This is a genomic window from Pseudarthrobacter sp. NPDC092202, assembly GCF_044755505.1.
Taxonomy (GTDB): Bacteria; Actinomycetota; Actinomycetes; order Actinomycetales; family Micrococcaceae; genus Arthrobacter.
Map to the genome: position 1 here is coordinate 383,795 of NZ_JBIVRG010000001.1, position 17,196 is coordinate 400,990.

The 17,196-nt window shown below is 64.5% G+C and carries 13 protein-coding genes and 2 tRNA genes; 8 read left to right on the top strand and 7 right to left on the bottom strand.

Translation table 11 applies throughout. The annotated features are described in order from the left end of the window. Window positions 1-163 precede the first annotated feature (163 nt). The 4 genes from ACIQF4_RS01865 (at window position 164) to ACIQF4_RS01880 (ending at window position 4,636) form a co-directional block, all read left to right on the top strand. Entirely contained in the window at window positions 164-3,148 is a 2,985-nt protein-coding gene (locus ACIQF4_RS01865; protein WP_400514354.1) for a UPF0182 family protein, read from the top strand. 121 nt (window positions 3,149-3,269) lie between these two features. Continuing rightward, window positions 3,270-3,343 (top strand) — tRNA-Met (locus tag ACIQF4_RS01870). Between the two features lie 144 nt (window positions 3,344-3,487). Next, window positions 3,488-3,561: transfer RNA gene (locus tag ACIQF4_RS01875), tRNA-Met, on the top strand. A 142-nt stretch (window positions 3,562-3,703) separates the two neighbouring features. Further along, window positions 3,704-4,636, top strand: a complete 933-nt coding sequence (locus ACIQF4_RS01880) for a cytochrome b/b6 domain-containing protein (RefSeq protein WP_400514041.1) — start codon at window positions 3,704-3,706, stop codon at window positions 4,634-4,636. 30 nt (window positions 4,637-4,666) lie between these two features. Here ACIQF4_RS01880 and ACIQF4_RS01885 read toward each other — a convergent pair whose 3' ends face one another. The 3 genes from ACIQF4_RS01885 to ACIQF4_RS01895 form a co-directional block, all read right to left on the bottom strand. Next, entirely contained in the window at window positions 4,667-6,100 is a 1,434-nt protein-coding gene (locus tag ACIQF4_RS01885) for a cryptochrome/photolyase family protein (protein WP_400514043.1), read from the bottom strand. 101 nt (window positions 6,101-6,201) lie between these two features. Then, window positions 6,202-6,993 (bottom strand): PspA/IM30 family protein, encoded by a 792-nt coding sequence (locus ACIQF4_RS01890; protein WP_400514045.1) that lies wholly within the window; start codon window positions 6,991-6,993, stop codon window positions 6,202-6,204. 106 nt (window positions 6,994-7,099) lie between these two features. Further along, on the bottom strand, window positions 7,100-9,142 hold the full coding sequence (locus tag ACIQF4_RS01895) for a TPM domain-containing protein (RefSeq protein WP_400514046.1): 2,043 nt from the start codon (window positions 9,140-9,142) through the stop codon (window positions 7,100-7,102). A gap of 285 nt (window positions 9,143-9,427) precedes the next feature. On the opposite strand from ACIQF4_RS01895, the gene ACIQF4_RS01900 reads away from it, so the two are divergent. The 4 genes from ACIQF4_RS01900 to ACIQF4_RS01915 all read left to right on the top strand — a co-directional run bounded on the left by ACIQF4_RS01900 (window position 9,428) and on the right by ACIQF4_RS01915 (window position 13,885). Beyond that, complete coding sequence (locus tag ACIQF4_RS01900; RefSeq protein WP_350001817.1) at window positions 9,428-11,086, top strand: trypsin-like peptidase domain-containing protein; 1,659 nt, start codon at window positions 9,428-9,430, stop codon at window positions 11,084-11,086. A gap of 252 nt (window positions 11,087-11,338) precedes the next feature. Next, window positions 11,339-12,139 carry an electron transfer flavoprotein subunit beta/FixA family protein gene (locus ACIQF4_RS01905; RefSeq protein ID WP_350002132.1) on the top strand — a complete coding sequence of 267 codons (801 nt, stop codon included), beginning with the start codon at window positions 11,339-11,341 and terminating at the stop codon, window positions 12,137-12,139. Between the two features lie 14 nt (window positions 12,140-12,153). Beyond that, on the top strand, window positions 12,154-13,101 hold the full coding sequence (locus ACIQF4_RS01910) for an electron transfer flavoprotein subunit alpha/FixB family protein (RefSeq protein WP_400514048.1): 948 nt from the start codon (window positions 12,154-12,156) through the stop codon (window positions 13,099-13,101). A 4-nt stretch (window positions 13,102-13,105) separates the two neighbouring features. After that, window positions 13,106-13,885: a PIG-L deacetylase family protein gene (locus ACIQF4_RS01915; protein ID WP_400514050.1), complete on the top strand. Its 780-nt coding sequence runs from the start codon at window positions 13,106-13,108 to the stop codon at window positions 13,883-13,885. Between the two features lie 78 nt (window positions 13,886-13,963). On the opposite strand, the gene ACIQF4_RS01920 is transcribed toward ACIQF4_RS01915, so the two are convergent. The 4 genes from ACIQF4_RS01920 to ACIQF4_RS01935 form a co-directional block, all read right to left on the bottom strand. Continuing rightward, window positions 13,964-14,851, bottom strand: coding sequence for an anti-sigma factor domain-containing protein (locus tag ACIQF4_RS01920; RefSeq protein ID WP_400514052.1), 888 nt, complete (start codon window positions 14,849-14,851; stop codon window positions 13,964-13,966). Between the two features lies 1 nt (window position 14,852). After that, complete coding sequence (locus ACIQF4_RS01925) at window positions 14,853-15,461, bottom strand: sigma-70 family RNA polymerase sigma factor (protein WP_400514053.1); 609 nt, start codon at window positions 15,459-15,461, stop codon at window positions 14,853-14,855. Window positions 15,462-15,655: 194 nt separating this feature from the next. Continuing rightward, complete coding sequence (locus ACIQF4_RS01930; protein ID WP_231457869.1) at window positions 15,656-16,123, bottom strand: tRNA (cytidine(34)-2'-O)-methyltransferase; 468 nt, start codon at window positions 16,121-16,123, stop codon at window positions 15,656-15,658. A 22-nt stretch (window positions 16,124-16,145) separates the two neighbouring features. Then, window positions 16,146-17,096 (bottom strand): J domain-containing protein, encoded by a 951-nt coding sequence (locus ACIQF4_RS01935; RefSeq protein ID WP_400514054.1) that lies wholly within the window; start codon window positions 17,094-17,096, stop codon window positions 16,146-16,148. Window positions 17,097-17,196 lie beyond the last annotated feature (100 nt).

Here is a 17,196-nt window from a genome sequence, read left to right on the forward strand (position 1 = left end):
GGCGCAACTAGACTCGACAGGAACTTAGTTTTACCGCCACTCGTGGCAATTATGACGGACGAAACCGGCCGTTTGACCGGTGCCGGACGTCGCCCGCACGCACGCTCTGATTTATCTGACGACCAGCTATGAGGTACCCAGTTTGTCCCGTCCCGCCAGCACCATGTCCACAGGCAGGCCCCCTTCACGACGCGGGGCGTTGACGCCCACTTTGATCGTTGTTGCCCTGGTGGTAGTGGGCTTCATCTTCTTTGCCAACGTCTGGACCGACGTCCTCTGGTACCGGCAGTTGGGCTTTATCGAGGTGTTCATCACCGAGAACCTGGTCCGGATCGGAATTTTTGCCGCCGGGTTCGCCATCATGTTCCTGGCGGTGTTCTTTGCCATCCGCATCGCGTATAACGCCCGGCCGGTGTACGCCCCCGACTCGGAAATCAGGGACAACCTGAACCGGTACCAGGCGCAGCTGGAACCCGTCCGCCGCGTGGTGATGATCGGCCTTCCCGTCCTCTTTGGGCTCTTCGCCGGCAGCGCCGCCGCCAGCCAGTGGCAGAAAGTCCTCCTGTTCTTCAACCAGGAGCCCTTCGGCGCAAACGATCCGGAATTCGACATGGACATCAGTTTCTACCTGATGACCCTCCCGTTCCTCGGCTTCGTGACCGGATTCCTGATCAGTGTTGTGGTAATTGCCGGGATCGCGGGCATCCTGACGCACTACCTCTACGGCAGCATCCGCCTGATGGAACGCGGTGTCTTCACCAGCCGGGCTGCGCAGATCCATATCGCCGTCGCCGGCGCTTCCTTCCTGGTGCTCCTTGGCATCAACTTCTGGCTGGACCGCTTCACCGCTGTCCAGAGCAACAGCGGCCGCTGGGCGGGTGCCCTCTACACGGATGTCAACGCCGTCATCCCCACGAAGGCCATCCTTGCCGTGGCGGCGGTACTCGTAGCCATCCTGTTCGTGGTCGCCGCCATCATCGGCAAATGGCGGCTGCCCGTCATCGGTACCGCGATGCTGGTCATCACGTCGATCCTGGCCGGCGGCGTCTACCCCTGGGTGATCCAGCAGTTCCAGGTGCGTCCTTCCGAGGAGACGCTGGAGAAGGAATACATCCAGCGCAATATCGACAACACACGGGCGGCCTACGGCCTGGACAAGATCCAGGTGGAACGTTATGACGCCACCAACACAGCCAGCACAGGGGCCCTTGCCCCGGATGCCCAGACCACGGCGAACATCCGCTTGCTGGACCCGAACCTGATCTCGGATGCGTTCTCGCAGCTGGAACAGTACCGCCCGTACTACCAGTTCCCGGAAGCCCTCAACGTGGACCGGTACGAGGTTGACGGGAAGATCCAGGACACTGTCATTGCTGTCCGCGAACTCAACCCGGCAAACGTGGCAACCAACCAGCAGGGCTGGCTCAACCAGCACGTGGTGTACACCCACGGCTACGGCGTCGTGGCCGCCAAGGGCAACAAGTTCACGGTGGACGGAAAGCCTGAATTCCTGCAGTCGGGTATCCCGTCGACAGGTGTCTTGGGTGACGATTCGACCTACGAGCCCCGGATCTACTTCGGTGAATCCTCGCCGGACTACTCGATTGTTGGGGCCCCGGACGGCGCCCCTGCCCGCGAGCAGGACAGGCCTTCGGGCCGGGAAGGTGAGGGGGACAACCAGTACACCTTTGAAGGCAACGGCGGGCCCAACGTGGGAACGTTCTTCAACCGCGTGCTGTACTCCATCAAATTCCAGTCCTCGGACCTGCTGCTTTCGGACGGCGTCAACCCGGAATCCCAGATCCTCTACGACCGCAATCCCCGTGAACGCGTGGAAAAAGTTGCCCCGTACCTGACGGTGGATGGCAACGCCTATCCGGCTGTGGTGGACGGGCGCGTCAAGTGGATCGTGGACGGTTACACCACCAGCCAGTACTACCCGTACTCCCAGCAGGAGCGGCTCTCCGACGCGACGGCTGACACCCAGACCACGTCCGGCCGCGCAGTTGCCTTGCCCAACAGCACTGTCAACTACATCCGGAACTCCGTGAAAGCCACCGTTGATGCTTACGACGGTTCGGTCACCCTGTACGCCTGGGACGACCAGGACCCCCTCCTGAAGTCCTGGCAGAAGGTGTTCCCCTCATCGCTCAAGCCGTTCTCGGAAATGTCCGGGGATGTCATGAGCCACGTCCGGTACCCGGAGGACCTTTTCAAGGTCCAGCGCCAGCTCCTGGGGGAGTACCACGTGACCGATCCGTCCACGTTCTACCAGACGAAGGATGTCTGGAGCGTGCCGGCTGATCCCACCGTTGATTCCAACAGCGGTGTGAAGCAGCCACCGTTCTACATGTCACTGCAGATGCCGGACCAGGACAAGCCCGCCTTCCAGCTGACGTCGTCGTTCATTCCACAGATTGTCAACGGAAACGCACGCAACGTGCTCTATGGCTTCCTGGCCGCTGACTCGGATGCCGGGAACGAGGCGGGTGTGAAGGCGGAGAGCTACGGCAAGTTGCGGTTGCTCCAGATCCCGCCGGAGATCCAGGTGCCCGGCCCCGGCCAGGCGCAAAACAAGTTCAACTCCGATCCCACGGTGTCCCAGGCCCTTAACCTGCTGCGCCAGGGTGCCTCCGAAGTGCTCAACGGCAACCTGCTGACGCTTCCGGTGGGCGGTGGCATCCTGTACGTCCAGCCCGTGTACCTCAAGTCCACCGGCGAGACGTCCTACCCCACCCTGCAGCGTGTCCTTGTGGCCTTCGGCGACAAGGTGGGCTTCGCTCCCACCCTCGATGAGGCACTGAAGCAGCTCTTCGGCGGGGACTCCGGAGCTGCCGCCGGTGATTCCGACAACAACGGCCAGACTCCTGCAGATCCGGCTGCGCCGGGAACACCTGCAGGTGCGGACGCCAAGGCAGAGCTGAAGGCCGCGCTGGATGAAGCGAATGCGGCGATCCAGGAGGGCCAGTCGGCTCTTGCCTCGGGGGACTTCGCAGCTTATGGCGAGGCGCAGAGGAAGATCGCGGCTGCCCTCCAAAAGGCCGTGGCTGCGGAAGCCAAGATCCCGGTTGCCGCACCCGAGGCCACCCCCGCGCCGGCAGCCACCGGTGCACCTGAAGCGAGCCCGTCACCCTCAGCCACCAGCTGATTACGACGTCGGCTAACGGCACCTGCTCCTTCGGGGCAGGTGCCGTTCCCGTGGGCGAGACGGAGATCACGCTGCCCCAATTTGGCCAGGTGTTCACCTACCGGTAAAGTAGTTCTTGCGACGCGGGGTGGAGCAGTTCGGTAGCTCGCTGGGCTCATAACCCAGAGGTCACAGGTTCAAATCCTGTCCCCGCAACTGAAGAAAAGATCCGGACACTGGAGACAGTGTCCGGATCTTTTCGTTTAAGCCCCGCGCCCTCTCCCGGTTGATAGACAAAAGGTATGTAAATCCCGGAGTGGAAAACGAAGCCGGAAAACTAGGGTAGTGTTGTTTCAGCGACGCGGGGTGGAGCAGTTCGGTAGCTCGCTGGGCTCATAACCCAGAGGTCACAGGTTCAAATCCTGTCCCCGCAACTATGTGAAGACCCCGACCGGCCTACCAGCCGGACGGGGTCTTCTTTTTTCCGTGGATACGTGCAGTTCCTAGTATTCTCTTTCGCAGAGCCTCACACGCCGTGAGCACTTGGCCAGTCATTCTCGAGAGGAATGTTGTTCGATGTCCACACCCACGAAGAAGCCCCGTGCCGCGGCGGGTAAGCGGTCGCGACTCTACTGGGCGGTGCCTGCCGTCCTCGGAGGGCTGGTCCTGGTGGTGCTGGTTGCCAAGTGGCTCATGGGGCTGCCTGCCGTGGCTTCGTTCGTGGCGGACTACCCGGGACACTCAGAGCTCCCGGACAACGCTCCGGTGGGCTTTCCTGCCTGGCTCGCCTGGCAGCACTTCCTGAACGCGTTCTTCCTGCTGCTGATCATTCGCACGGGGTGGCAGGTGCGGACCACCACCCGCCCCAGCGGACACTGGACCCGGAACAACAAGGGCATGATCAAGACGAAGAACCCGCCAACCAAAATCAGCCTGGAGCTGTGGTTCCACCTGACGCTGGACGTCCTGTGGATCCTGAACGGCCTGGTCTTCGCGGTCCTGCTTTTCGCCACCGGCCAGTGGATGCGGATTGTTCCCACCAGCTGGGACGTCATTCCCAATGCACTGTCCGCAGCCCTGCAGTACGCCTCCCTGGACTGGCCCACCGAGAACGGCTGGGTCAACTACAACGCCCTGCAGTTGCTCTCCTACTTCGTTACTGTCTTCATTGCCGCTCCGCTGGCGTTTGTCACGGGCCTGCGCATGTCCGGTGCGTGGCCCAAGAAGGCTGCGGGCCTGAACAAGGCCTTCCCCATCGAATGGGCGCGCGCCGTCCACTTCCCGGTGATGATCTACTTCGTTGCCTTCATTGCCGTGCACGTCTTCCTGGTGCTGGCTACGGGAGCCCTGCGCAACCTCAACCACATGTACGCCGTGCGGGACGACGACGGCTGGTTCGGCTTCTGGGTTTTCCTCGCCTCGGTTGTGGTGATGGTGGCCGCCTGGTTCCTGGCACGCCCCTTGTTCCTCCGGCCCATCGCCTCCCTGATGGGCAAAGTCAGCCGCTGACGGGTCCCGGCCGCCTGCCGCCGGGACGGGTCAGCTGTCCCTGAGCTTCTGGTAGGCCTCGAGTGCCCGTTCCCTGGACTCGGGCAGGTCCACCAGGGGCCCCGGATACCCGTCCAGTTCAACGCCCGCCTTCCAGGGCTCGTGGATGGCTTTACCGTCAAGGTCCGCCAGCTCAGGTATGAAGCGGCGCAGGTAGTTGCCCGCGGCGTCGAATTTCTTGCTCTGCGTGACGGGGTTGAAGATCCGGTAGTACGGTGAGGCGTCTGCTCCTGAGCCGGCAACCCACTGCCAGTTGGCAGGATTGCTGGCCGCGTCCGCGTCCACCAGGGTGTCCCAGAACCAGGCTTCCCCGACGCGCCAGTCCGTCAGGAGGTTCTTGACCAGGAAAGACGCCGCGGCCATCCTCACCCGGTTATGCATCCAGCCGGTCTGCCACAGCTGGCGCATGCCTGCATCGACGAACGGATACCCGGTCCGGCCCTGTTGCCAGGCGTCCAGCTCATCCTTGCCGGGCTTCTCCCACTCGAACCGGTCAAAGTCAGGCCGGTAGTTGCGGGTGGCAAGGTCCGGGTTGGTGTACAGAAGATGCCAGCAGAATTCCCGCCAGCCAAGCTCCGAGCGGAAGATGCCGACGTCGGCAGGTACTTTGTGCGGATAGCGGCGGCGGATCTGCCGCCACACGCGGAAAGGACTGACTTCGCCGAACCGCAGATGGGGTGAAAGCCGACTGGTACCTTCCACGCCAGGGATATTACGGCCTGTCCCGTACTCCTCCGCCGGCCCGTCCAGGAAATCCTCGAGCCGGTGCCTTGCGCCGTCCTCACCGGGTTCCCAGACGGCGGCGAGTCCGCCGCTCCAATCGGGGGCGGAGGGCAGGAGGCCCCAGCCATCAAGTGTGTCGTCCGCCTGTGCAGTCCCGGTTCGCTCCGGAGGCGCCGGCAGCGCTCCCGGAACCTGGAGCGGGTCTCGGATATCAGCGCTGGCGAGGCAAGCCCGCCAAAACGGCGTGAACACCTTGTAAGGCCCTCCGGCGCCTGTCTGGACCGTCCATGGCTCAAACAGGAGGTTCGCCTGGTAGCTCAAGGCCTGTAAACCGTTCTTAGTGGCCCACGCCTTCACAGCAGCGTCCACGGTGCGCTCAGGCTGGCCGTAGCGGCGGTTCCAGAACAGATGGCGGGCGTTGGTTTCCGCGGCGAGTTCCCTGATAGCCTCCGCGGCCGGCCCGCGGCGGAGGAGCAGGCTGGAGCCTTTGGCTTCCAGGGCACACGCGAGTGAAGCGAGGGAATGGTGCAGCCACCACTTCGTGGCTCCTCCCAGCGGCCGGACACCATCGGACTCCTCGTCGAGGATGTAGACGACCGTCAGGGGCAGGCCCAGCGCGGCAGCTTCGGAAAGAGCCGGGTTGTCATCAAGCCGAAGGTCGTCGCGGAGCCAGACGATGGAAGTCTCAGTGGAAGAAGCCATGCAACCACGCTACACACTGGCAGGGACAGGCAGGGCCGGGGCCATCGATGGCCCCGGCCCCACTCGTTGCTTCGCTGGCAGGTGGTATGTCCCGCCCCTGGTCAGAGTTTGTCGAAGTCTGCTTCGTCCATCGTTGAGGCTGTTGCTGCCGAACCGGAGGCACCGATGGCCGGCTTTGAGGAGTTGCCGGACTTCAGGGCCGCCAGGCGCGCTTCGATTTCAACCTGCTCACCAAGGTCCTCAAGCTGGTTGAACTGCGCGTCCAGGCTCGAGGCGGCGAGTTCCTGCTGGCCACGGACCTTGGCCTCCTCGCGGCGGATCTTTTCCTCGAAGCGGCCCACTTCGCTGGTGGGATCCATGAAATCGATGCTCTTGATGGCGTCGTGAACCTGGGACTGGGCGGCAGCGGTCTTCGACCGGGCCACGAGTTCATTCCGTTTGCTGGTCAGCTCGTTGAGCTTGCCCTTCATTTGGTCCAGGCCGGACTTGAGCTTGTCCACCACTTCGCGCTGGGAGGCAATGCTGGGTTCTGCTCCCTTGGCTTCGTTTTCGGCGGACATCTGGCGCTGGAGGGCCACCTTGGCAAGGTTGTCGAACTTCTCGGCATCAACCGTGTCGCCGCTGGCGCGGTATTCGTCCGCCTTCCGTGAGGCCGCGAGGGCTTTGTTGCCCCAGTCCTGTGCGTTCTTGACGTCCTCGCGGTAGTCGTCCTCAAGCATCCGCAGGTTGCCGATGGTCTGTGCCACGGCGGACTCGGCCTCAGCGATGTTGTTTGTGTAGTCCCGGACCATCTGGTCCAGCATCTTCTGGGGATCCTCAGCGTTGTCCAGCAAAGTGTTGATGTTTGCCTTAGCCAGCTGCGCGATACGGCCAAAGATGGACTGCTTAACCATGTTGCTACCTTTCGTCCTGCTCTGTGGTGACCACTGAAATCAGTGAACAGTTATGTTGTGGCTTGCGCGGGGCGCCAGCCTGTGTGGCCTTGTACTTGGCCGTGGTCTAGAAATCCCCGCCGCCGCCGGAGTCTCCGCCCCAGCCACCCATGTCGCCGCCGCCGAAGTCACCTCCGCCCCAGCCGCCGCCGTCGCTGTGGCCGCCGCCCCAGCCTGCCCCGCCGCCTCCGTTGAGGATCGAGTTGATGAGGATGCCGCCGAGGATTGCACCGCCCAGACCTCCGCCACCTCCGCCCCCAAACATCCCGCCGCGGCCGTAGCCCTGGTTGGCGTAGCCGCCAAAGTGGTCAACATCCGCCTGCGCCAGCTGGGCTGCCTGGGCGGCCAGGGCGTGCGCCTGCTGGGCGTACGTCAAGGCCGTCACCGGGTCGGTGCGTGCAATGGAGAGGGCATAGTCAAGGTTCCGCTGCGACTCGGCCAGCCGCGTACGTGCCTCTGTGCCCACACCGCCACGGCGGGCAGTGATGTAGTCCGACGTCGCGCTGATCTGGGCCTGGGCAGACATGATGGTTTGCTGGAGCGAAGCCTGTGCCCGGCGGGATTGTTCCTGCTGATCCCTGATGCCACTGAGGGCCTGGTCCAGCGACTGGTGGGCAGTCTCAACGCGCTGAAGGGTGGCAATGGGGTCGATCTTGCCGCCCTGGATTTCTGCCTTGACCTGAGCGAGGGCGTTTTCAACTCCGGCTACCGGTCCAGCCAGTTCGGGGTGGGCGCCCGACTGGATCATGGCCCGCGCCTGCGCGAGGTCCTGGGAGGTGTCCACCACTGCACTTTCGAGGGTGCTCCGGGCTTCATCCAGGTTGGAGGAAACCTTGGCGATGGCATCCAGGAGGACGTTGGTCTGGTGCAGGCTCTCTTCGGCTGCGCGGACTGCTACAGCGGCCAGGCTGCCTTCGCCCTCAGCCAGCTTCTGCTGGGCGGTGGCGGTGGCGTTCTGCACGAATGCCAGGCGTTCCTTGGCCTGCAGGATGTTGTCGGAAACCTGGGTCAGGGCGCTTTCCGAATACTTCGAACGGAGTGAGGTGAGGGACTCTTCCGCGCTGGAGATCTTCGAGTCAGCTTCGCGCGCACCGGCGTTGACAGCCGCAAGCGCCTGCGGTGCGTTCTTCTCAAGTTCACGCAGGGAATCGAAGTCCGCCTTTTGCTCCTGGAGGGACGCCAGCGCGGCTTCGGACCGGCGGATGATCTCGCCGAGCCACGTCCGCTGCTGCTCTTCGGTGTCCGGGATGTGGTCGTCCAGCTGCTGCTGCAGCTTGAAGGATTCGCTCAGGTGGGCCTTGGCTTCGTTCAGCGCTTTGGTGAAATTGCCGACGGCGGAATCACCGTACTGAGCCTGGGCGAACATGAGTTCCTGCTCGCTGGACTTGATGGCATCGTCCGCCTCAATCAGCAGGGAGCCGCCCTTGCGGCGGAGTTCCTCGATGCTCAGCGACGCCAGCGGATCGAGCTCAGCGCCCTGCGGGCCATAGCTGGCGTTGGCTGCCTGCCCGGCTGCCTTCTTGCGCTTGTTGCGGAAGTAGAGGTACGCGCCGGCACCACCGGCAGCCACAACACCCGCCCCCACAAGAACTGCGGCCCCGGAACCGTCGCCGGGGACATTGCCGCTGCCGCCGCCGGCAGCATCACCGATTGCTGCTGCGGCATCTACGGCAGCCTGGGCGTAGTCACCGGCCCGCAGTTGTGGATCTACGGCGCTGGAAAGGATCTTGTCGCGTTGGGCGTCGGTTATCTTGCTGTTGCTCGGCTTGCTGAGCTGATATTTGCGGGATTCAGTCGCAACAGCGAGGACCAAGGCGTTCTGACCCAACTTGGCATTGGTTGCCACTTCAGCAGCCCATTCAGCAGGAGCATCAGGATCGGTGAAGGTTTTGACGTAGACCACGTGCAATGTCATTGCGTGATCAGTGCCGAGCTTCTTGATGGCGGCTTCGACTTCTGCCTTGTCGCCGCCCAGTACTCCCGCCTTATCGACAATTTTCGTCACAGGGTCCAGGGTGACCGGCGGCTCGGCCCAGGCCGCGCCGGCGGGCAACCCCAGGAAGGCGGTAAGGCCGATCACGGCGAATATACGTTTGAACTTTGACCGCATGTGCAACCCTTCAGCACGCCTGACACCGATTCGGGACGAATCAGTCGTCTCAGAATCCAGCAGCGCCCCCACGCTTGGTGTGAAGCCGCAGGTCGCTGTGGCAATTCATCTTGATTCTATGGTGCACCCCACAGCCAGTCCATCGGCCGGAATATGCCAGCAGCGAAACGCCAACCGCCGTTAGTCCGGAGCGGAACGGCCCTTCAGGAAGCTCTCAGCAAACATCCGAGCTTGTTCCAGCCAGGGAGTCCATAGTTAATGCAGACGAGGATGAAAGGAAGTCCCATGACTGAGAACCAGACACCGGGTCCGGCCCCGCGGAACAGCGGCCAAGACGGGCAGGATCCCTGGGGGCAGCACGCCGAACAGACGCAGGAGCCGGCTGCCGGAGAGCAGCTTGCACGTGATCCCGGCGTGAACGAGTCTGGCTCCCGCCAGTACCCCACTGAGCGGCTTGAACAGCAGGGCGGCAACCCCACCGAGGAACTCCCCGGAACCCAGCGTCCCGTCTACCCGCAGCGGCAGCCCTTCCACGGCGGCCAGCACAGTGCTGGGCAGGACCCCACGGCGCAGCAGGCGCCCGGCCAGTACCAGGCGCCCCACCCCGGTTACGGCTACGCCAGCCAGAACCGCCGGGAAAGCCAGTACGCGGGCCAGGACCATGGCGCAACCACCCTCGGCGCCAGCAGCGCCCACAGCGGCAACTCTTTCGCCCCCAATCCCAAAGATGCCCCGCGGCGGAAAGCGACGTTCGGCGTGGGCACCCTCGTAGCCAGCATCCTGGCGGCCGGGCTGGTGGGAGGGGGAGTGGCCACTGTTGGTTCCGCGGAACTGTCCGGCAACGCCGGTTCCGGTGCTGCCGTGAGCAGCAACAGCCAGCCCGGCACAGTCATCGTCAACAACAAGGACAATGTCAACGCCATTACGGCAGCTGCCCTGAAGGCGTCGCCCAGCGTGGTGACCATCAGTGCTGCAAGCGGCGGCGCCGGAGGAACGGGCTCCGGGATCATCCTGGACGACCAGGGCCATGTGCTCACCAACACCCATGTTGTCACCCTGGACGGCCAGACGGCCGACGCTGCCCTTGAAGTCCGGACCAGTGACGGCAAGGTCCTCGCCGCCAAACTCGTTGGCACGGACCCGTTGTCTGATCTCGCAGTGATCAAGGTGGACAACGCCTCCGGCCTCACCCCCGCCACCCTGGGGGACTCCGGAAAGCTCAATGTGGGGGACACCGCCATCGCCATTGGCTCGCCGCTGGGCCTCACCGGCACGGTGACTGATGGCATCGTTTCGACGCTGAACAGGACCATCAGTGTCGCCTCCGCGGCCGCCCCGGAAGAGGGGGACAACGCCGAGGGTGACGACGAAGGCGGATTCCAGTTCGCGCCTCCGGGTGGGGGCCAGAGCCAGCAGACGGCGGACCAGGGCGAGATCTCCATCAACGTCATCCAGACTGACGCCGCCATCAACCCGGGGAATTCCGGTGGTGCCCTGGTTAACAGCAGCGGCGAGGTTATTGGCGTCAACGTGGCCATCGCATCCGCGGGATCCAGCGCATCCTCAACCAGCGGAAACATTGGCGTCGGCTTCAGCATCCCCATCAACCATGCCAAGCGGGTGGCGCAGGAAATCATTGACACCGGCAAGGCCTCGCACGGCCAGCTGGGTGTCAGCGTGAAGAAGAAAACTGCCTCCAGTGCCGCTTCGGGGTTCTCGGTCGGCGCGGACGTTGCCACGGTGGAGCCCGATTCCGCAGCCGGCAAGGCAGGGATCAAGGTGGGCGACGTGATCACCAAATTCAATGATCTCGCCATTGGCGAACCGGAACAGCTGACCGCTGCAGTGCGGGAACAGCCCGCGGGGTCCAGCGTCGAGATCACCGTCCTTCGGAACGGCAAGGAACAGACGTTCGATGTAACCCTGGGCGCCGCAGCCAGCTAGCACGGGGCCGGCAAGTCAACAGGCAAGGACAGGCGGCGGTGCCCCCATGTGGTGGGCGCCGCCGTCGTTATGTATCCGCCCTGAATGGCAGCCGGGGAGCGCTGACACAGGCGTTAACGGAAGAGGGCGCTGGAGTGCGCCTATATGGTTAGCTAGGAGCTACCCGCATGCCGGGGCATTCCGCGGCCATGACCTCACCCGGCTGGCTGTCCACAAGCATGGAAGGCTGCTGTAAACACAGTGGAAGATACATTGAAGATCATCGTCCTGGTCAAGCATGTACCGGACGCCCAGTTTGACCGCCACCTCACCGGTGAGGGCCACACGACTGACCGCGACGAGAGCATCCTGTCCGAGCTTGACGAATACGCCCTTGAGGCAGCGCTACAGCTGGCCGAAGCCCGCGGCGGAGCCAAGGCAGGAAACCAGGTCATCGCGCTGAGCATGGGCCCCTCGGGTGCAGTGAATGCCATCAAGAAGGCACTGCAGATTGGTGCAACCGAAGGCGTGCACCTCACCGACGATGCCCTTGCAGGTTCGGACGCCGCGGCTACGTCGCTGGCGCTGGCTGCGGCCATCCGGCACCTGGGCGCTGACGCGCCCGTGGACCTGGTCCTCACCGGCATGGCTTCAACCGACGGGGAGACCTCGCTGGTTCCCGCGCAGCTCGCGGAGCGCCTGGGACTGCCGCAGGTCACCTTCGCGTCCTCGCTTGAGGTCGACGGCGGCCGCCTCACCGCACGCCGCGACGCCGACACGTCCTCCGAGACAGTCGAAGCCCCCCTCCCCGCTCTCGTTTCGGTGACAGACCAGATCAACGAGCCGCGCTACCCCAACTTCAAGGGGATTATCGCTGCCAAGCGCAAGAGCATCACCACCCTCTCCCTGGCCGACATCGGGGTGGACCCGGCGCAGGTTGGACACACAGGTTCCTGGACCAGCGTGCTCAGCGCCGAGGAGCGTCCGCCCCGGACCGCCGGCACCATCATCACCGACGAAGGCGATGCCGGCATCAAGCTCGTTGACTTCCTGGCCGCCCAGAAGCTGCTCTAAGAGGGACCACAGACATGGCAAAAGTACTTGTATTCATTGACAACCCCGGCACGTCGCTCAAGAAGAGCAGCCTTGAGCTGCTCACCCTGGGACGGTCGCTTGGGGAAACCGCGGTTGCCCTCAACGGAAAGCTGCACGATGACGTCGCCGCCAGCTTCGCGGAGTACGGCGCCAGCACCGTGCTGCTTCCCTCTGCCGAGGACCTTGATGATTTCCTGGTGGCACCCAAGGCGGCCTACGTGGCGGCTGCCGCTGAACAGGCCGGCGCCTCAATAGTCCTGCTGGACAACTCTCCGGAAGGCAAGGAGATCGCGGCCCGGGCGGGGATCCGCCTCAGCGCAGGAGTCATCAGCGACGTGGTCGCCGTGGACGCGGACGGCACCGCGCACAAGTCAGTCCTCGCCGGTTCCTACAACACCGCCTGCAAGGCCGGCACGGCAGTCAGCGTGCTGACCGTCAAGGCGAACAATGTGGTCCCCGAACCCGCTGCGGCCCCGGCTGCGCTGGAGACCGTCACGGTCGAGGTGCCCGCCGTCAACGCCGCGGCCCGGATCACGGCCCGGGAGCAGAAGGTTGCCAGCGGCCGTCCTGACCTCACCGATGCCCGCATCGTCGTAGCCGGCGGACGCGGCCTGGACGGCGACTTCGGGCCGGTGGAAGAACTGGCCGATGCCCTCGGAGCAGCAGTAGGCGCCTCCCGTGCAGCCACCGACGCCGGCTGGATCAGCCACGACGCGCAGGTGGGGCAGACCGGCAAGACCGTGTCCCCGCAGCTTTACATTTCGGCGGGCATTTCCGGAGCTATCCAGCAGAAGGCCGGCATGCAGACGGCAAAGGTCATCGTGGCCGTGAACAAGGATGCCGAATCTCCGGTGTTCGAGATCGCGGACTTCGGCATCGTGGGCGACCTCTTCGACGTCCTCCCGCAGGCCACCGCCGAGATCAAGAAGCGAAAAGGCTGACTCTTTGACTGCCTTTCCCCAGCAGGCACAGAGCCCGTTCAACCCGGACGTACACCGGGTTGGGCGGGTGCTCTGTTTTGCGGCGCACCCGGATGACATCGATTTCGGTGCTGTCGGCACCATCGCTGCCTGGACGGCCGCCGGCGTCCAGGTCAGCTACTGCATCATGACCGACGGCGACGCCGGCGGCTTCGACCCGGCGCACCGGCCCGACATCATCGCCCTCCGCGACGCTGAGCAGCGCCGCGCCGCGGAGCTGGTGGGGGTTACCGATATCCACTACCTTCACCAGCGGGACGGGTTCCTTGAACCCTCGCACGAGGTGATGAAGGGCGTGGTGAAGCTGATCCGGGAAATCCGTCCCGACGTCGTGCTTTCCATGCACCCGGAACGGAACTGGAAGCGCATCCAGAAGAGCCACCCGGACCACCTCGCTGTGGGGGAGGCCGTAACCCGCGCCGTGTACCCGGCCGTGGAAAACCCCTTCGCCTTCCCCGAACTGGCAGAGGCCGGGCTGGAGGCCTACAAGCTCCCGTGGCTGTGGCTATACGCCGGACCCGAGGAACGGGAGAACCACTTTGTGGATGTCACGGACCACGTGGAGTCCAAGCTCGGGGCGATCCATGTCCACGTCAGCCAGCACCCTGACGTTGAAGCCATGGAGGCGACTGTCCGGCAGGGCATGAGGGTAAACGCCGCCCGTGCGGGACTCCCGGACGGGCGCAGTGCGGAGGCCTTCCACGTGGTGGCGGTCAACGGGCCCGGAACCATCGCCGGCTTCTGACAAGTACAGGCAAAAAAGCGCCCCGCTCCTTCCCTTGGCGGAATGGAACGGGGCGCTTTTGGCGTCCTTGCCGGTGCCTCAGGCTCCCAGCGGGGCGGCGGCAACCGTGGGCAGGGTGGGGGACTGGGATCCGCCTGCCGGCTCCACAGTTATTCCGAGCGCTGCGGCTGAGGAAATCCCCTCCACCACTGCGGGCTTGGACAGTGCCTCCTCGTCCATCAGGCCTTGTGATACCGGCGCTGAGCCGTCCTTGGGGATCAGCCACATCTGGTAGACCTTTCCCTCCGGCGGTGCGGGAACGCCGTTCATTTTGACGACGGCGGCATCCTCCGACGAAGAGATCAGGAGGGTCGCGGTACCGCCGCCCGCCACGTCCACCGAAGCTTCCCGCAGGTCTCCGGCACGCACCACCTGGTTCATTGGGTCATTCTGGTCAGCCAAGTAGGAACCCACGCCTACACCGCCCAGGGCTATGGCGGCGGCAGCCGCGACGCCGGCGAGCCAACGGCGCGTGCCTCCAGGCCGGCGCCGTTCCTCGCGGCGCTGCCGTGCTTTGGCGAGTTCGTCTCCGCCGGCAGGCTGCGCTTGCCATGGTGCCGCCTGCCCAGGTGCGGACTGTCCTGCCGCAATTTGTCCTGGGGCAGGAGGAGCCGGCGTGCCGGCGTCCAGCCGGCTGCCCTGGACGGGCAGCTGGGCAACGATACGGTCGAAAAGATCAGCCGGCGGCTGATCCTCGACGCGGAAGGTCCTTGCCAGGGTTTCCCTCGCCTGGCGCACCCGGTCGAAGAATTCGGTCCGTTCCGCCGCCGGGGCGGCAGACATGTACTGTTCGATTGCCTGGCGTTCCCCATCAGTCACCGCATCCAGTGCATAGAGCTCGGCCAGGTCCACAGCCCGTCCGGAAGCCAGGTCCATGGCGACGGTGTCTCCAAACGAACCGGAACGGCCGTTATTGCTTTCAGCCATCTTAACTCACCCCCAGACAGGTCTTCAGTCGGATCAATCCATCGCGGATACGGGACTTTATGGTGGGAACTGCGGCGTTCAGGCGTTCGGCAACTTCCCGGTAGGTGAGGCCGCCGTAGTACGCCAGGCGCACGGACTCCTGCTGCGTTTCGGTCAGTGTCTCCAAACACCGCACCACGGCCTCGGCCTCCAGCCTGCTTCCCACCTGGTCCGCCACGGAGTCGTGGTCGATGTCCTGGGTGCTGGCGCCGTACTTGGCCTCGCGATCCGTGGAGGACTGCGAGGACCGGACCCTGTCCACGGCCCGGCGGTGCGAAATAGTCATCAGCCAGGAGAGCGGGCTCCCGGCCTTGGGATCGAACTTGGACGCGTTCTGCCACACCTGGAGGAAGACCTCCTGCGTAGTGTCCTCGCTGAGCTCGGGGTCGATCAGGACCCTGCGGGCCATGCCAAACACACGGCGGGACGTGAGCTGGTAGAACTCGGCGAAGGCCGCCTGGTCACCCCGGCCTATGCCTTCCAGCAGCACTGAAAGCCGGTGGCTGAGGTCGGCCGGGGGGTCTGTCACCGCGGCGTGGGCCTCGGAATGTGGCGCGTTGGGGGTTTCCATCACTACCAAGCATAAGTCTCCCGGCCGTGAATGCTCAGCAGTAGCGCCGTGGCTGCTGCGTGAGGTCCTGGATCTTGACTCCAGCAATGTCACCTGCAGCTCCTCGAACGCCTGGGAATGTTGTCGGGAGTAATTCGGAGCAGCCGCCGGGATGGATGGGCCGGATGCGCAAAGAAGTTGCGGTTTGTGCGGTGTCAGATTTTGGCTCCGGCGAAGCCCTGCTGGCGCCAGGCTTCGTAGACGGCGATGGAGGCGGCATTGGCAAGGTTCAGGGAGCGCAGGGCCGGAAGCATGGGCAGCCGCACCGTGGCGGTCACATGCGGATCCGCCTTCAGCTCCGGCGGCAGTCCCACGGACTCCCGGCCAAACATGAGGACGTCGCCCGGCTGGTAGGAGATGTCGGTATAGCTGGCGGCACCATCGGAGGTGAAGGCGTAGACCCGTTCCGGTTGCAGGTGCTGCCACGCCTCCTCGATGCCCGCGTGCACTGTGACGACGGCGAGGTCGTGGTAATCCAACCCGGCACGGCGGAGCTTCGCATCCGAGAAGTCGAACCCCAGCGGTTCCACGAGGTGCAGTTCGGCGCCCGTGATGGCCGCGAGCCTGATGGCATTGCCGGTATTGCCGGGGATTTCGGGGGCGTGGAAAAGGATGCGGAACACCGTTCCATCCTAGCCACCGTTGTCAGTGCATGCCGCGCAGCAGCCTGGCCAGCACCGGAACATTGACGGTATTGGGCGCGGGCCCGGCAGCAAGGAATTCTTTCAGCCCACGCACCATCCCCGCCGCGTTGACAACCTGGACGGCCTCGAGGGCGCCGGCTGACCGGCGGTGGTTGTCTATGACGGGCTCGTGGAGGTTGCCGCCAGGGTTGAGCACAACGGTCCAGCCCGTGACGTTCAGCTCCGGGAAGATGTCCTGCATGGCCCGGACAACGTGCGTGAGCTGCGGCGGGGCGATGGCGCGGCCTCCATGGTTCAAAGTGCGCCCGTCCCAGGCGTAGGCGCCCTTGGGCAGCAGCATGGAGCCGATCAGTGCGAGCCGGTACCCGGACAGGACTGCGTGGTCGATGTGGCTGTTGTCGGCAGGGGACTGGAGGCCGTTGATCAGGCGTGCGGCCGGGATGGCCGGCAGGACCTGGCGGGTCAGGAGCTGGACGGTGCGCATCTCCCGCTGGATACGGGCCTCGGCCCCGAAAATACCGCGTTTGCGGGGCATGCCGTGCACCTGCTGGCGGGCGACTGCCAGGGGAACCAACGGGACCCCGCCGGCGGGGGAGTCATCATACGGCGGGACGTACACAGGCGGGTCGCCCGCGGTGTTGCGGGCGTTGCCCTGCCTGTGCACGGTGGCTGAAGCGCGGCTGCCCGCCGGAGGCGCGTCGAAATGCGCCTCCGTGTCCGCATCCTCGTTGCGGAGCGTACCGGCCGCATAGGAGCGGTCGTAGGCTTTCCTGCGGGTGGGGTCGATGAGGGTCTCGTAGGCACGGGTCACCTGCCGGAACGCGGCGGCGTCTCCGCCGTGATCGGGATGCGCCGTCCTTGCAGCCCTGCGGTAGGCCACCTTGATCTCCTTCTCCGTGGCAGTTACCGCCACGCGAAGCACCTGGTAATAGGAGCTGCTGCTCTCGGTCAAGCCCTCATCCTTCTGTTGGTATGGCCAGTCTTCGCAGGTAGCCCGGTCCGCACAGTTTAACGGCCTGTCTTGAACAACGACGCTCCAGCCCCGCAAGGTT

Excerpts from the sequence above, each read along its gene's own strand:
- ACIQF4_RS01900 (WP_350001817.1), top strand. The coding sequence starts at position 9,428 with ATGACTGAGAACCAGACACCGGGTCCGGCCCCGCGGAACAGCGGCCAA.
- ACIQF4_RS01890 (WP_400514045.1), bottom strand. The coding sequence starts at position 6,993 with ATGGTTAAGCAGTCCATCTTTGGCCGTATCGCGCAGCTGGCTAAGGCA.
- ACIQF4_RS01880 (WP_400514041.1), top strand. The coding sequence starts at position 3,704 with ATGTCCACACCCACGAAGAAGCCCCGTGCCGCGGCGGGTAAGCGGTCG.
- ACIQF4_RS01865 (WP_400514354.1), top strand. The coding sequence starts at position 164 with ATGTCCACAGGCAGGCCCCCTTCACGACGCGGGGCGTTGACGCCCACT.
- ACIQF4_RS01925 (WP_400514053.1), bottom strand. The coding sequence starts at position 15,461 with ATGGAAACCCCCAACGCGCCACATTCCGAGGCCCACGCCGCGGTGACA.
- ACIQF4_RS01910 (WP_400514048.1), top strand. The coding sequence starts at position 12,154 with ATGGCAAAAGTACTTGTATTCATTGACAACCCCGGCACGTCGCTCAAG.
- ACIQF4_RS01920 (WP_400514052.1), bottom strand. The coding sequence starts at position 14,851 with ATGGCTGAAAGCAATAACGGCCGTTCCGGTTCGTTTGGAGACACCGTC.
- ACIQF4_RS01895 (WP_400514046.1), bottom strand. The coding sequence starts at position 9,142 with ATGCGGTCAAAGTTCAAACGTATATTCGCCGTGATCGGCCTTACCGCC.
- ACIQF4_RS01885 (WP_400514043.1), bottom strand. The coding sequence starts at position 6,100 with ATGGCTTCTTCCACTGAGACTTCCATCGTCTGGCTCCGCGACGACCTT.